Source organism: Bradyrhizobium sp. AUGA SZCCT0222, from assembly GCF_018130205.1.
In the GTDB taxonomy this organism is placed as follows: domain Bacteria; phylum Pseudomonadota; class Alphaproteobacteria; order Rhizobiales; family Xanthobacteraceae; genus Bradyrhizobium.
Genome location: NZ_JAFCLX010000023.1, coordinates 21,546 through 36,870 on the forward strand (window position 1 = coordinate 21,546; position 15,325 = coordinate 36,870).

14 protein-coding genes and 2 tRNA genes are annotated in these 15,325 nt (G+C 62.2%); 13 read left to right on the forward strand and 3 right to left on the reverse strand.

Features of this window, described 5'->3' with window-relative positions:
- Positions 1-194: 194 nt before the first annotated feature.
- From JQ629_RS20515 to JQ629_RS20565, 11 genes are all read left to right on the forward strand, one after another.
- Positions 195-1,328 (forward strand): glycosyltransferase, encoded by a 1,134-nt coding sequence (locus tag JQ629_RS20515; RefSeq protein WP_212414211.1) that lies wholly within the window; start codon positions 195-197, stop codon positions 1,326-1,328.
- Between the two features lie 7 nt (positions 1,329-1,335).
- The gene (locus tag JQ629_RS20520; protein ID WP_212414212.1) at positions 1,336-2,835 is read left to right on the forward strand and encodes a glycosyltransferase family 39 protein; all 1,500 of its coding nucleotides are present in this window, start codon (positions 1,336-1,338) and stop codon (positions 2,833-2,835) included.
- Positions 2,836-2,955: 120 nt separating this feature from the next.
- Positions 2,956-3,648, forward strand: coding sequence for a DUF899 family protein (locus JQ629_RS20525; protein ID WP_212414213.1), 693 nt, complete (start codon positions 2,956-2,958; stop codon positions 3,646-3,648).
- Positions 3,649-3,804: 156 nt separating this feature from the next.
- A complete protein-coding gene (locus JQ629_RS20530; protein ID WP_212414275.1) occupies positions 3,805-5,106 on the forward strand; it encodes an RtcB family protein in 1,302 nt (433 codons plus the stop codon).
- Positions 5,107-5,351: 245 nt separating this feature from the next.
- Complete coding sequence (locus JQ629_RS20535) at positions 5,352-6,491, forward strand: DUF2778 domain-containing protein (RefSeq protein WP_212414214.1); 1,140 nt, start codon at positions 5,352-5,354, stop codon at positions 6,489-6,491.
- Between the two features lie 242 nt (positions 6,492-6,733).
- Entirely contained in the window at positions 6,734-6,895 is a 162-nt protein-coding gene (locus JQ629_RS20540; RefSeq protein WP_192734082.1) for a hypothetical protein, read from the forward strand.
- A gap of 146 nt (positions 6,896-7,041) precedes the next feature.
- A complete protein-coding gene (locus JQ629_RS20545; RefSeq protein ID WP_212414215.1) occupies positions 7,042-7,722 on the forward strand; it encodes a hypothetical protein in 681 nt (226 codons plus the stop codon).
- 348 nt (positions 7,723-8,070) lie between these two features.
- Positions 8,071-8,139: transfer RNA gene (locus JQ629_RS20550), tRNA-Ser, on the forward strand.
- Positions 8,140-8,147: 8 nt separating this feature from the next.
- Positions 8,148-8,211: transfer RNA gene (locus JQ629_RS20555), tRNA-His, on the forward strand.
- Between the two features lie 334 nt (positions 8,212-8,545).
- Positions 8,546-9,697, forward strand: a complete 1,152-nt coding sequence (locus JQ629_RS20560) for a slipin family protein (RefSeq protein WP_212414216.1) — start codon at positions 8,546-8,548, stop codon at positions 9,695-9,697.
- A 255-nt stretch (positions 9,698-9,952) separates the two neighbouring features.
- Positions 9,953-10,240 (forward strand): GIY-YIG nuclease family protein, encoded by a 288-nt coding sequence (locus tag JQ629_RS20565; RefSeq protein WP_212414217.1) that lies wholly within the window; start codon positions 9,953-9,955, stop codon positions 10,238-10,240.
- A gap of 196 nt (positions 10,241-10,436) precedes the next feature.
- Here the strand turns inward: JQ629_RS20565 and groL are convergent, their stop codons facing one another.
- Both groL and JQ629_RS20575 read right to left on the reverse strand, forming a co-directional pair.
- Complete coding sequence (groL, locus tag JQ629_RS20570; RefSeq protein ID WP_212265895.1) at positions 10,437-12,083, reverse strand: chaperonin GroEL; 1,647 nt, start codon at positions 12,081-12,083, stop codon at positions 10,437-10,439.
- 91 nt (positions 12,084-12,174) lie between these two features.
- Positions 12,175-12,492 (reverse strand): co-chaperone GroES, encoded by a 318-nt coding sequence (locus JQ629_RS20575; protein WP_212035469.1) that lies wholly within the window; start codon positions 12,490-12,492, stop codon positions 12,175-12,177.
- 377 nt (positions 12,493-12,869) lie between these two features.
- Here JQ629_RS20575 and JQ629_RS20580 point away from each other — a divergent pair, with 377 nt between their 5' ends.
- Positions 12,870-13,157, forward strand: coding sequence for an usg protein (locus JQ629_RS20580; RefSeq protein WP_212414218.1), 288 nt, complete (start codon positions 12,870-12,872; stop codon positions 13,155-13,157).
- A gap of 148 nt (positions 13,158-13,305) precedes the next feature.
- A complete protein-coding gene (locus tag JQ629_RS20585) occupies positions 13,306-13,881 on the forward strand; it encodes a cupin domain-containing protein (protein ID WP_212414219.1) in 576 nt (191 codons plus the stop codon).
- Positions 13,882-13,981: 100 nt separating this feature from the next.
- On the opposite strand, the gene JQ629_RS20590 is transcribed toward JQ629_RS20585, so the two are convergent.
- On the reverse strand, positions 13,982-15,319 hold the full coding sequence (locus tag JQ629_RS20590) for an MFS transporter (RefSeq protein WP_349631296.1): 1,338 nt from the start codon (positions 15,317-15,319) through the stop codon (positions 13,982-13,984).
- Between the last annotated feature and the right edge of the window lie 6 nt (positions 15,320-15,325).

Sequence of the window (15,325 nt, forward strand, 5' to 3'; positions counted from 1 at the left end):
GCCGGATGTACGCGCGCCCTCTGTTCGTGGTCGTTGGCATTTTGGGGGCCTTTTTGGCCCAGTTTCCCCACCTGAAACCCGTTCCCGCGCCCCTGCTTTGGTAATCTTAGCGGCGGCTTCGATCGCTGGCGGCGCCATTGGTCGTTCTGGCGGCGCCTTGGCATCCCCAGCGGCTGCGGATATACGCTGGCCCCATGAATCAAGCCATCAAACCGGGCCCCGAAAACCCGTCGCAGGCCGCCGGTTTGCCTCAGCTTTCGGTCGTCGTCCCTACCTTTAACGAGCGCGACAACGTCACCGTCCTCTACCGGCGGCTGGACGCGACCCTCAAGGACATCCCCTGGGAAGTCGTGTTCGTCGACGACAATTCCCCTGACGGCACCTGGGAAGTGGTGCGCGGCCTGGCGCAGAAGGATCCCCGCGTCCGCTGCATCCGCCGGATCGGGCGGCGCGGCCTGTCCGGGGCGTGCATCGAGGGCATTCTCGCCGCCAGCGCGCCCTATGCGGCTGTCATCGACGCCGATCTGCAGCATGACGAGACCCAGCTGCCGAAGATGGTGGGCCTCTTGCAACGTGGCGAGGCCGAACTCGTGGTCGGCAGCCGCTATGTCGAGGGCGGCAGCGCCGACAGTTTCAACAAAGGACGCGCCGGCATCAGCGCGCTCGCGACCGAAGTTGCAAGACGCGTGCTCAAGGTCGAGATCGCCGATCCCATGAGCGGCTTCTTCATGATCCGCCGCGACCGCTTCGAGCAACTGGCGCCGCAGCTTTCAATCCAGGGCTTCAAGATCCTGCTCGATATCGTCGCGACTGCGCAAGGCAAGCTGCGCACGGTCGAGGTTCCCTTTACCTTCGGCTCGCGCCAGCACGGCGAGAGCAAGCTCGATTCGATGGTGGCGCTGGATTTCCTGGGTCTGGTGCTGGCCAAGTTCACTCACGACGTGGTCTCGCTGCGCTTTCTGTTGTTTGCGATGGTCGGCTCGATCGGCCTCATCGTGCATCTCGCGGCGCTGTTCATCGCGAACCAACTCTTCAACATGCCATTCCCGGAGTCGCAGGCCGTCGGCGCACTGGTGGCGATGACCAGCAATTTCATCCTGAACAATTTTCTCACCTATCGCGATCAACGCCTGAAGGGTTTTGCCATCCTGCGCGGCCTGCTGCTGTTTTACCTCGTCTGCAGCGTCGGCCTGTTCGCCAATGTCGGCGTCGCGTTCTCGGTCTACGACCAGGAGCCGATCTGGTGGCTGGCGGGAGCGGCGGGCGCGCTGATGGGCGTGGTCTGGAACTACGCGATGTCCGGACTGTTCGTCTGGCGCAAGCGATGATCCAAAAATGAATCCGAACGAGGCGCGGCTTGTCCTCAGCACGGTTCTGACGATCCTGGCGCTGGTCGCGGTACGGCTGGTCGCCGCCGCCTACACGCCGATCACCTTCGACGAAGCCTATTACTGGATGTGGTCGAAGAATCTGGCCGGCGGCTATTACGACCATCCGCCGATGGTGGCATTCGTGATCCGCCTCGGCACCATGATTGCGGGCGACACCGAACTCGGCGTCCGTCTGGTCTCGATCCTGTTGGCATTGCCGATGAGCTGGGCGGTGTACCAGACCGCGGCCGTGCTGTTCGGCGGCAGGCGGGTGGCGACGACGTCGGCGATCCTGCTCAATGTCACGCTGATGGCCGCGGTCGGCACCATGATCGTCACGCCGGACGCGCCGCTCCTGGTAGCGTCGAGCTTCGTGCTGTTTTCGCTGTCCAAGGTGCTCGAGACCGGACGCGGTGCGTGGTGGCTGGCGGTAGGTCTTGCCACGGGCGCTGCGCTGTTGTCGAAATACACCGCGCTGTTCTTCGGCCCCGCGATCCTGATCTGGCTGGTGGTGGTTCCGAAACTGCGGCGCTGGCTGATTTCGCCATGGCCTTATCTCGGCGGCCTCGTTGCGCTCTTGATGTTTTCGCCGGTCATTCTGTGGAACGCCGATCACCATTGGGTGTCTTTCATCAAGCAGATGGGCCGGGCGCGGATCGAGGATTTCAGGCCGGCCTTCATCGCCGAGCTGATCCCGACGCAGATCGCGTTCGCGACGCCGCTGGTATGGATTCTCGGCGCGATGGGTCTCTATGCTTTGTTTCAGCGTCGCGCCGGTGCGCTGCCGGCGCGCGTGCTGGTCAGCACCATGTTCTGGACCATCGTCGTCTATTTCGTCTGGCATTCCCTGCACGCCCGCGTCGAGGCGAACTGGTTCGCGCCGGTCTATCCGGCGTTTGTGGTCGCGGCGGCGTATGCAGCCCATCTGGTGCCATGGGAAAAGCGCGAGCAGCGCACCGTCAATTTCTGCCTGCGCTGGGCGGCGCCAACCGGCATCGTGATGTTTGCGATCCTGATCGTGCAGGCCAACACCGGCGCGCTCTCGGGTTATCGTCGCGACGCCACGGTGCGCAGCGTCGGCGTCGGCTGGCGCGAAATCGCAGGCGAGATCGAAGCGGTGCGGGCGCGCGCGGGCGCATCCTGCGTGCTTGCGCCGGATTACGGCACCACCGGCTGGCTTGCGTTCTATCTACCGAAGGGAACTTGCGTTGCTCAGCAAAGCCAGCGCATCCGCTGGGTCAACATGCCCGAGCCGACGGCGACGCAGCTCGGCGGCAGGCAGCTGTATGTTCGCGAGGCCTTGCCCGGCGATCATCCCTTGAAGGACGAATTTGCCCGCGTCGAGAAGGTCGGTGAGGTCAAGCGCAAGCGCGGCCCGCTTGTGGTCGAGACGTATGCGCTCGATCTGCTGGAGGGGCCGAAGGGGGATGTGCTCGACCGTTCCCCGCCGCCGGAACTGCACTAGGACATCCGCGTTTTGGTCACGTCGCGGCGCCGACAATAATCCGGTGGTCGTGTAGGATCGGCCGTACCGGGATCGTCTTATAGGGAACCCAACAGGCCATCCAACCGCGAGGTCATGCCCATGTCCGGTTCCACCCTGAAACCCGCCGTCGAACTTTCCCGCGCCAACACCGCGCGCATTCCCAATGAGAGCCCAGAGTATCGCCGCGCCCGCGAGCAATTGCTGGCGGAAGAGATCGAGCTTCGCCGTCACATTGAGCGCGTTGCCGAACTGCGCCGCGCGCTGCCACCTGGCGGCGTGGTGACAAAGCCCTATTCGTTCGAAGGCGAGGGCGGCCCTACCACACTGTCGAACCTGTTCGGCAACAAGCAGACGCTCGTGATCTACAGCTACATGTTCGGCCCGCAGCGTGAAAAGCCGTGTCCGATGTGCACCTCGTTCATGAGCACGTGGGAAGCGAAGCCCGATGTCGAGCAGCGCATCGCATTCGTATTCGTGGCCCGCTCGCCGATCGCGCGATTGATCGAGGCCAAGAAGGCGCGCGGCTGGACGCGGCACAAAGTCTATTCGGATATGTCGGGCGACTACACCCGTGATTACGTCAGCGCCGATGATGCCGATATGCCCGGCTACAATGTGTTCATACGCCGCGACGGCATCATCCGTCATTTCTGGTCCGGTGAAATGGGGCCTGCGACGGCGGACCCCGGTCAGGATCCACGCGGTGCGCCCGACCTCGATCCACTGTGGGCCATTCTCGACACCACGCCCGAAGGCCGCGGCAAGGACTGGTATCCGAGCTTGAGCTATTGAAGGTCGCTTTGCGCGCCGGAAAAAGCGCCATGCTGCTGGCAGGCTGTGTACTGCGAAAGTCTCGCCGCTAATGAACCCAAGCGGGTTTTGGTGCGACGACCTATGCTCGGTGCAAGACTGCCGGCGGCGTCCGGCAACCGTGAAGAGGAAGATGCAATGCGGCTCGATCCCTATCAGGAGCGTGCAAGGGCTCTGGCGGTCGAAGCCGGGCTCGACCCCGATGCGAAGATCGATCGCCCCGGTCAGCGGCCGATCCCCGTCTGGTGCACGTTCCGCGACGCTGCGCGCAACGAACAGTTTACGGCGCAGGCTGCGCAATACCAGAACAGCCCACTCAAGATCTTCGGCCAGCACGAGGAAGCCACGATCGCGCAGATGCGCAACTGCATGGCGGTCGGCAACGCCGTGGCCGGCGTGATTTGCGCGGACGGTCATCTGGGATATGCCCAGCCGGTCGGCGGCGTGATCGCCTATGAGAAGCAGATCAGCATCTCCGGCGTCGGCTTCGACATCGGCTGCGGCAACATGGCGGTGCGTCTCGATACGCCGTTCAGCCGGATCGAAAGCAATGTCGGCACGATCATCAAGGACGTGCACAGGGCGATTTCCTTTGGCGTCGGGCGGACCAACGAGGAGCGCGTCGAGCACGAACTGTTCGACGACGGCGATGCCTGGAGAGAATCCGACATGGGCGCGTATCGGCAGAAGGCCGTGTCGCAGCTCGGCACCGTCGGATCGGGCAACCACTATGTCGACCTGATGCGCGACGAAGCCGGCCTTGTCTGGATCGGCGTTCACTTCGGCAGCCGCGGGCTCGGCCACACCAGTGCCACCCGCTACCTCAAGGCTGCAGGCGGCAAGGATGGCATGAATGTGCCGCCGGCTGTCATCGACGAGGACAGCGAGATCGGGCGACGCTACATCGCGGCGATGCAACTGGCCGGCCGCTATTCCTATGCCGGCCGGGAGTGGGTGGTCGAACGCGTGCGAAAGATCATCGGCGGCAACGTCACCGACATGGTCCACAACCATCACAATTATGCCTGGCGCGAAAATCATGCGGGCAAGGATTTGTGGGTTGTGCGCAAGGGCGCGACGCCGGCATTTCCGGGACAGCGCGGCTTCATCGGCGGATCGATGGGAGATGACGCCGTCATCGTCGAAGGCGTCGATAGCCTTGAAGCGAAGGCGTCGCTCTACTCGACGGTTCACGGCGCGGGCCGGAGGTTCGGTCGCAGGGAGGCCAAACGGAGGTTTACGCGCGTCGAGATGGATGCGTGGCTGCAGTTGCGCGGCGTGACGTTGATCGGCGCCGATCTCGATGAAAGCCCGATGGCCTATCGAAGGTTGCCCGAGGTGCTTGCCGAGCATGCCGGCTCGATCAAGGTGCAGCACACGCTGCGTCCGTTCGCCGTCGTCATGGCGGGCGAGAACGAATTCGATCCGTTCAAGGATTGATTGCCAAAATGGGACAGCCGGCCAACGGCCGGATGTCCCGATCGCAGCAACCCCGCATGTTTACGGGCTGATTTGCGCATAACTTCCAATGATTTGCGCATGCCTTACATCTGCCCGCGTTTAATCTGCATTTAACTAAAACTCGCCTTAATGACGCTCCGTGTCTTTGCGAGATGCTGCCCGGGAACCTTTTCGGGCGCGGCATCAAGCGGGGACTTAGTAGAGTTGGTGTGGACGCAAGGCGAATGAGTACGAGTACCGGTGCGTTTGGCCTTGCGGCCCACAACCGCAAGAAGTCTTCCCGGAAAGTCATTCCGCAGCATTTCCTCGGCGGCGTCGCGATCGCAGCCGTGGTGCTGGGCTGCGCCTGGACCGTTTACAGCAATATTTTCGCCTCCAGCATCTATCCCTCGGTCAACAGCGCGGCGTTCGATCCGCCGGTCGTCAAGAGCTCCTCGATTGTCGCGTCGCGTCCGGCGCGGCCCGCCTTCAACGAAGTGTTCGCGTCGCTGCCCCAGCCGGCCCCGAAGATTTCGCCGCCCGCGACCGTCGCTCCTTCGATTATGTTTAACGAAAGGTTTGCAGCCTCGGCGCCGCAAGGCGAGGCATCCAGGGCGATCGAAGCCACCCAGGTGGCGGAGGTTTCGCCGCCGGTCGGTGTGAAGAAGACTGAAGCACCAAAACTTGGCGAAGCGCCGAAGCCGAAGGAAGCCGCACCGACCCAGGTCGCGTTGAACGTTCCGGCCCCGGCGCCCAAGCAGGCTGAAGCCAAACCCGCCGCGAAGGAATCCGGGGCTTCGGTCCGCGACATGGCGCAGCGCGCCAAGGCGGCGGTGATGTCGATTGCGTCCAACGACAAGCCGAGCATGGTCGAGAAATTGTGGGGCAAGCAGCCCGCGCATGGCGGGCTGTTGTCCTACGCTTCCGCCGACGCCAGCATCACCGGAAGCATCCCCGATACGCGCGCGCAAAACCCGATACTGGGTGGATCGCCGCCTTACGACAAGCAGACCGCAGTCTACGACATTTCGGCGAAGATGGTCTATCTGCCTGACGGCACCAAACTCGAAGCGCATTCAGGCCTCGGCGCCAAGATGGACGATGTGCGTTATGCGCATGTGCGGATGCAGGGCGTGACGCCGCCGCATATCTATGACCTGAAGCCGCGCGAGGCGCTGTTCCACGGCGTGCCGGCGCTGCGGCTGACGCCGATCGGCGGGCAGGACAAGATCTTCAACCGTGACGGCCTCCTGGCGCATACCTACATGCTCGGCAGCCGCGGCGATTCCAATGGCTGCGTTTCCTTCAAGGACTATTACGCGTTCCTGAACGCGTACCGGAACCAGGGCATCCGGCGCCTTGCCGTGCTGGCCAGGGTTCAGTGACGCCGCTCGTCGTCCCTGCGAACGTGCGCAGGGACCCATACGCCGCAGCGATCATTGTTGCAGAAGGTATCTAACGCTTGCGTCCTAACGAACCGCCGCAGCGTATGGGTCTGCGGGTTCGGCCTTAGCCCACCGAAGAATGTGATCTTCGTAACAGTGCGACCGCCGCCGATCAGTCATTGCTCCTATCACCGAGGCACTGGTGCATCGGGATCAACCAACCCAAGGTAGGAGGCGTAACTATGGATGAAATCGAAATCGCTGCGTCGGATACCGTGACTGATGCGGAACTCGATGAGGTCAATGGCGGCTTTATCTTCATATTGGTGGGTGCGGCGGCGTTCAGCACCGGCTTTTTCGCCGGGTACGGGGCGGTCAGGTTTGCACAAGACATGTCGAAATAACGCAGTCCGTCTGAAAGAAACGAGCGGAGGCCCCGTCGCTGTGGCGCGGGGCCTTCTGCGCCCCTTGTCATCCCGGGCCACAACGTAAGAGAGGTTCATCCCTGCGACATGCAGCCTCCTCAGGCTGTATGTCGAAGAGAACTTCCATGATGCTTGAAGAACAGGTCAAGCTTTACAGGTTCGCCGGTATCTCGCCAGAACAGTTTTCGACCGAGGCTGGCCGCCACCGCGAGGCGGTGGTGGCCGCCGATCAGAATATGGTCATCCGTTGTTTTGGCGATGATTTCTCCGTCTTCGTCCACGATGATTTTCATGTGCCGCCTCCAATCCAAGGCCGCCCGCCGATCAGCGCCGCCGCGATGGTGCGCATTCTATCTAACCTCGTACGGGCTCCGGGCGTTCCATCCCATGAAGATCATTGTTTTCGGATAACAGGCGCCACAGATCCCCGCACCAAGCGCGCCCTCCGCAGGACCCTGATTCCGATTGCGGACGACCGCCATCGTTCGACGGTCCCGCGCCAACAGGTCACAAAGTTCTCCTTTGATTTAGCCCTGAGTGAGTTGCTGCATAATCTGTTGAAACATTTGGGCCGGATCGTTCTGACCACCCTGTCCACCCGCTCCTGCTTTGATTTGGGTGAAGGCGCGCAAGGGGAGCGGGAACCAGCCGCCAGCCACCGCATCGAGCGTGTCGGCGGACAACTCGCGCACGCTCTTCGAATTGACTGCAGTTCCAGTCATCAGAGTTCTTCTTTGACTTATCCAGCGCGATTATCCAACGCTGGTGCGGCCTCGTTTACCGTCAACTCTCTCGTCGCGAAGTGACGGCGATCACATCGCCAGCCGTCGCGCGCATCGACAAGGCGCGGCACGACGTGGGTAGGCTTCCGGGATGGAAGGCAGCATCATCGGCGCGAGTGCGTCAGCGTCGCAGCGGACAGGCGACCGATAGCGGACGGCATCACGCCATCGAATTGCGACGAATGGGCATACTGGTTCGTTGAATGGCTGTGACGGGTAGTCACAGCAGATGCCGAAATTTGAAAAACACGCTTGCAACTGAAAGATGTTTCGTTTATTAGCCCGCTCCTTCGCTAGGCCATGGGTTCGGGCTCTCTGAGATCCCGACTGGCGCGAGCCGGTGTCCGGTTTCGTGTTCCGCCGAATGAAGACGCGAGGTGTAGCTCATGGAGAGCATCGGGGTGATACCCGAAGGCATCGGTTCGATTCCGGTCTCTTGCACAACCGAAGGATAGCTCAGTGGTAGAGCAGATGAATGTGAATCATCGTGACGCGGGTTCGAATCCCGTTCCAACGCTCCGGTTCAGTCTAAAAAACTGAATTCCCATTGAAGGGGACCGGACGCGCGCTTCAGTCGCAGTCCGGCCGCATTGCCGCAAGGCTCTTCGTCCGAACCTAGACACTGTACGAACGGCTCTGCGCCGCGGTGGATACCGCTTGCGCTGACGCCGGGAAAACCGTTCGAACGCCCGACATTCGTCGGGCGATTGCGCGCGTGCGCCCGTCGTCATGCAAGCTCAAACCACGGCCCGCCGGACCTGCAGGAAGCGCCGTCCGGTCCTCCGTTCCTTCTACACGAAACCAGCTTTCCGACCTCTGGCCGGAAAGCCAATGATGGAGGCGTGCCATGAACTGGCATTTCCTGATGACGCATGTGACGGTGAAGGATGGCGAGCGCGCGTTGCTGGCGCGGAGCGGCAGGCTCGAGCGCGTGCTTGGGCCTGGCCGGCATCGGCTGTTCGATCCGCGCAACGAACTGACGGCCGAAGTATTCAAGGTGGTTCGCGCCGAATTTCCGGTGGTGCGTTACCTGGTGCTGAAGGCTGCGCGGCCCGATCTTGCGGCCGAGCTGTTCGAGGTGGTCGAGACCAAGGCGGATGAAGTTGCCATCGTCAATCTCGACGGCCGTCCGATGCAGCTGATGACGCCCTGGCAGGCGCGCGTCTACTGGAAGGTCGCGACCGCGGTCGATGTCGAACGCATCGACCTGACCGGCGATGTCAGGGTGACGGCGCGTCATCTGGCGATGATCGACCGTAACCGCTCGGCCGTCGTGATGGAAGCGGTGGTCGAGAACCACGAAGCCGGTCTGCTCTATGTCGAGGGCCGGCTGGTGGAGCGGCTCGCGCCCGGCCGGCACGCGTTCTGGATCGTCGGCCGCAAGATCGAGGTCAAGCGTCTCGATCTGCGTCCCCAGGCGGTCGAGATCACCGCGCAGGAGATGCTGACCAGGGACCGCATCGCGCTGCGGGTGACCTTGACGGCGTTCCGCCGGATCGTCGATCCCGAGCGGGTCGTCGCTTCGGTGCCTGACGTGGATGCGTGGCTGTACCGGCTGGTGCAGTTCGCGATCCGCGAGGCGGTTGCCGGCCGCACGCTCGACGAGGTGCTGTCCGCAAAGGCAGCTCTCGATGCGGAGCTTCGGGACTATGTCCGCGGGCGTATCGCGGACAGCGGTGTCGAGGTGACGGAGCTCGGCGTCAAGGACGTGATCCTGCCCGGCGAAATCCGGGAGCTGGTGAACAAGGTGGTGGAGGCGGAGCGGGTGGCGAAGGCCAATTTGATCCGCCGGCAGGAAGAGACCGCGGCGACGCGCTCGCTTCTGAACACCGCCAAGCTGATGGAAGAGAACCCGCTGCTGCTGCGGCTCAAGGAACTGGAGTCGCTCGAGCGGCTGGTGGAGAAGGTCGGCCGTATCGACCTTCACGCCGGTGACGGGCAGGGTTTTGATGCCCTGCTCAACAAGCTGGTTCGCCTGAAGCCCGCAGAAAGCGCGTAACAGGAAGGGTCGCCTACGGGCGGCCCTTGATCGGCGAGTGTGGGGTGCGCTCACGAAGGGCAAGTATGAGCAGGGGGGAGCGTCGGTGGAGTGAGCGTGGTCGCTTGAAATGTTTCCTCGCCCGATGCCACAATCTCCGTCATTCCGGGACGCGCCTCTTGGCGCGGGCTCGGAATCCATACTCACGATGGTGGTTATGGATTCCGGGCTCGACGCTACGCGTCGCCCCGGAATGACGAAGGGGAGGGGTCTCCTATGGCGTATTACGTTTATCTTCTCGCCAGTAAGAAACACGGCACGCTATACCTCGGCGTGACCAACGACATCGTGCGTCGCGTATATGAGCACAAGGCGAAAGCCGTCCCCGGCTTTACTACGCGTTACGACGTAAGCAAGTTGGTGTGGTTCGAAATCTATGAAGACGCCATGACAGCCATTGCACGCGAGAAAGAGCTGAAGAAGTGGCGGCGTGACTGGAAGATACGTTTGATCGAAGAGCAGAATCCTGGGTGGGCTGATCTTTACCCGGGCATTGCAAGTTAGCCCGTCATTCCAGGGCGCGCGAAACGCGAGCCCGGAATCCATACTCCCGACCGTGGTTATGGATTCCGGGCCCGCGCCAAGAGGCGCGTCCCGGAATGACAATTGAGAGAGTTTTGGCCTTCGAAAACCAAAAACAAAAACCCCGGCATTGCTGCCGGGGTTTTGCATTCCTTGAAGTTCGCCTGGATGGCTGGACTTAGAAGTCCATGCCGCCCATGCCGCCGCCGCCGGGGGGCATACCGCCGCCGCCGCCAGCGTTCTTCTTCGGCAGTTCGGCGATCATGGCTTCGGTGGTGATCAGGAGAGCCGCAACTGACGCTGCGTTCTGGATCGCCGCACGAACCACCTTGGTCGGGTCGATGATGCCCTTTGAGACCAGGTTGCCGTATTCGCCGGTCTGCGAGTCGAAGCCGTAGTTGTACTGGTCCTTCTCGAGGATCTTGCCGACGATGACCGAGCCGTCTTCGCCTGCGTTGATCGCGATCTGGCGGGCCGGCGCGGACAGCGCCTTGCGCACGATCTCGACGCCGGTCTTCTGGTCGTCGTTCGCGGTCTTGATGCGCTTGAGCTGCTCGGAGGCGCGCAGCAGGGCGACGCCGCCGCCCGGCACGATGCCTTCTTCAACCGCCGCACGGGTCGCATGCATCGCGTCATCCACGCGATCCTTGCGCTCCTTGACTTCGACTTCGGTCGCGCCGCCGACGCGGATCACCGCGACGCCGCCTGCGAGCTTGGCCAGACGCTCCTGCAGCTTCTCACGGTCGTAGTCCGAGGTGGTTTCCTCGATCTGCGCCTTGATCTGCTGCACGCGCGCCTCGATGTCGGCCTTCTTGCCGGCGCCGTTGACGATGGTGGTGTTTTCCTTGTCGATCATCACCTTCTTGGCGCGACCGAGCATCTGCAGCGTGACGTTCTCGAGCTTGATGCCGAGATCTTCCGAGATCGCCTGACCACCGGTCAGAACCGCGATGTCCTGCAGCATGGCCTTGCGGCGATCGCCGAAGCCCGGCGCCTTGACGGCTGCGACCTTGAGGCCGCCACGCAGACGGTTGACGACGAGGGTGGCGAGCGCCTCGCCTTCGACGTCTTCCGCGACGATGACCAGCGGCTTGCCGGTCTGCACCACGGCTTCGAGCAGCGGCAGCAGCTCGTTCAGCGAGGAGAGCTTCTTCTCGTTGATCAGGATGTAGGCGTCGTCCATTTCAACGCGCATCTTGTCGGCGTTGGTGACGAAGTAGGGCGAGATATAGCCGCGGTCGAACTGCATGCCTTCGACGACGTCGAGTTCGGTCTCGAGCGACTTGGCTTCTTCAACCGTGATGACGCCCTCGTTGCCGACCTTCTTCATCGCGTCGGCGAGGAACTTGCCGATTTCGGCGTCGCCGTTGGCGGAGATGGTGCCGACCTGGGCGATTTCCTCGTTCGAGGTGACCTTCTTGGAGTTCTTGACGAGGTCGGCGACCACGGCTTCCACAGCCAGGTCGATACCGCGCTTCAGATCCATCGGGTTCATGCCGGCGGCAACCGACTTGGCGCCTTCACGGACGATCGCAGCCGCGAGCACGGTTGCGGTGGTGGTGCCGTCGCCGGCCGCGTCAGCGGACTTGGAAGCGACTTCGCGCACCATCTGCGCGCCCATGTTCTCGAACTTGTCTTCGAGTTCGATTTCCTTGGCGACGGTGACGCCGTCCTTGGTGATGCGGGGAGCGCCGAACGACTTGTCGAGCACGACGTTGCGGCCCTTCGGGCCGAGCGTGACCTTCACGGCATTGGCGAGAATGTCGACGCCGCGCAGCATGCGGTCGCGGGCATCAACGCCGAATTTGACTTCTTTAGCTGACATATTTGATTTCCCTGAGTTGAACTTGGTGTCTCACCCTTGTCGGGGAGCGCCTCGCAGGCGCTCCTCAGGGGTGAGCGTGTGCGGGTTTGGCTTAGGCGGCCTTCTTCTTGGTCGCGGGAACGTCAGTGAGGACGCCCATGATGTCGCTTTCCTTCATGATCAGCAGCTCTTGGCTGTCGATCTTGACCTCGGTGCCGGACCACTTGCCGAATAGCACGCGGTCGCCGACCTTGAGGTCGATCGGAATCAACTTGCCAGCTTCGTCACGGCCACCCGGGCCCACGGCGACGATTTCGCCCTGCGAGGGCTTTTCCTTGGCACTGTCCGGAATGATGATGCCGCCAGCAGTCTTCTCTTCGGCGTCGATACGCTTGACCACGACGCGGTCGTGAAGCGGACGGAATTTCATGCAGTCCTCCTAAACTTTTGCAAATGTTGTCGATTTTGGCGTCTTGGCAGTCCGGGCAGGCGAGTGCCAACCCGGCTGCGGGTGATTTAGGCCAGTCTTGTTCGGGGGACAAGGGCCTCTAGCAGAAAAATTGGCACTCAAATATGACGGCTGCCAATTTCATTCATCATGATTAATCGAGGTAAACGGCCAGCCGACCCCGTATTAGCACGTGCGGTAAGCTGCTGCTAACGCGTGATTTTTCAACAGTTCATTAAACATTTAGGCTTGTGATAGGTGGGTATCGTGCGTCACATTTCTCTCATGTGAGCGCATCTCCGCCGGGGTGGCTCGGTGTGGCCACCACGTGAAATGCGCTTCCACCAATGGAGGTTGGCATGGTCTCGCGGGTTGGGGTTGTTTCCGACGATTTCCGGAAGCATGTGCTGGGTTATGGGCTGACGACGGCGGAAATTCTCTATCGGCTGCCGGATCATCCCTCACTGCTGCAAACCTACGTCTGGCAGAATTACGATCTGTTTCCGAAATTTCCGGCGCTGAAAGATTTTCTGGCCTTCTGGCAGGAAAAGCTCGACGGCCCGCTGTATTCGGTCACGGTCGCGCATTCCAAGCTGATCAAGCCGGCCGAACTCCGCGCTGTGGACGGCGTGTTCAGGCTGCATTGAGCGGACAGGATTCGCAGGGTGGGTAGAGCGTAGCGAAACCCCACCATCTTCGTCGCCACGACGGCGGTGGGTTACGGCTTCGCCTAACCCACCCTACGAATTTCATTTTGTGTTAGCCTCCCGCCATCAAACAAACGGGAGGGCGCCAATGGCCAAGCAAAAAGCGACATCGAAAGCCGCAGCCAAAACCGCGGTGAAGAAGAAATGGACGGACCTCGGTACGGCAGCCAAATCTTCAGCCCGCAAGACCATCGCATCAAAAGGCCGCGTCGTCACAGCCAAATCGAAGGCGGCAGCCAAGCCAACGGCCAAGGCCGTAGCAAAGCCGAAGGCGCGGCCGAAACAGCGCATCGCCATCAGCCATCATCGCGATGAGGATTTTAAGGCCGACGGCCTGCGCACCTATGCGCAGTACCGCGATCTCGGCATTGCCGCGGCGACCCATGGCCTCGCGCAAGCGCATGTGATCCGGCTGATCGGACCCTGCAACCCGGAGGAAGTTTCAAAACTGCATTATCACGACGTCGAATTCCAGATGGTCTATGTGCTCAAGGGCTGGGTGAAGACCTACATGGAAGGCCAGGGCGAGACCTTGATGAAAGAGGGCGGCTGCTGGACCCAGCCGCCGCGCATCAGGCATCTGATCCTGGATTATTCCAACGACGTCGAATTGCTGGAAGTGATTTTGCCGGCGGAATTCAAGACGGTGGAATTGGGGACGTAAGACCAAGACGCTGTCATTCCGGGATGGTGCGCTAGCTCCAGACCCGGAATCTCGAGATTCCGGGCTCGTGCTTCGCACGCCCCGGAATGACGAAGGGGCCTCACGCTCGCTTCGTTTCCGGCATCACAAGCGCGATCAGACAGAGCCCGACGCAGGCAATGGCGGACAGGCCGAGGAAGGCCACGCTATGCCCGAACTGGTCGCTGACATAGCCTGCCAGGATATTGCTGCAGGAAGCGCCGATCCCCACCGCCGTCCCCACCACGCCCTGGGCGAGATTGAAGTGCCCGCTGCCGAAGGCGATGTCGGCGACGGTCAACGGGATGAGAACGCCGAACACCGCGGCGGTAACGCCGTCAAAAAATTGCACGGCGACCAGCAGATAGGGATCGGTGACGGTTGCGAACAGCACGCCGCGGATGGCGAGCGCGGTGAAGCCGATCAGCAGCAGCGGCCGGCGGCCCCATTGTTGCGCCTTACGGCCGACCGATGGCGAGGTCAGCGCCACGATCGCTTGCGGCAGGATGATGCACGCCGCGATCAGCACCGGCGCCCACTGGGTCGAACGGGTCGTCACGATGCCGGCCATCAAGGGCAGCATCGCGGCGTTGGCGAGCTGCAGCAACATCACGGCGCCGGCAAAGATCAGGAGCGGGCGCTGGCGCAACAGATGCAGCACGCTGGTGGCTTCGGGATCCGGCTTGGCGCGGACGATCGCGCCATGGGCCTGCTCCGGATCGATTTCGCGATCCCTGATCCGGGATAGCGCTATGATGGTGAAGATCACCAGAACAAAGGTGGCGAGAAACACCGAGCGGCTGGAGATGAAATAGCCGCAGGCCCCCATCAGCGCCGCGGCGACGCCGTTGCCAATTGACGCGAACCGGGCATTGCGCCCGAGCCGTTCGCCGATCGCGGTAGGGCCCACCAATCCGAGACTGATCGCGGCGATCGCCGGGCCGAGCACGCAACTCGCCATGGCGTGCAATGTCGCCGCCGCTGCGATGACGGGAAAGATCGGCCACGCCGCATAGGCCAGCGCTGCAACTCCAATCGCTGCGACCGCGAAACCGGCGACCAGCCGTTCTCGCCTAGCGGCGTCGATGATGGCGCCGCCCGGCATCTGGCCGATCAACCCGACAATGCCGCCGATCGACAGCACCAGCCCGATCTCGACCTGGGTCCATTTCTGCGTCGTCAGATAGACCGCGACGAACGGACCAAAGCCGGTCTGGACGTCGGCGAGAAAGAAGATGAACCAGTCGAGGCCGCGCTGGCTTTGCGCCGAAGGGTGGGGCTCGGGCGATGCCGGCGGCGGCGGTGACGTGTCGCCGCGTTCATCGACGGACGGCGCGCCCCGCGTCTCATCGGCAAAATCCTTGGCAAGATCTTTGGCAGGATCTTTGGGATATGGGTTCGGGCGCGCGGACAGTGGAATTCTCCT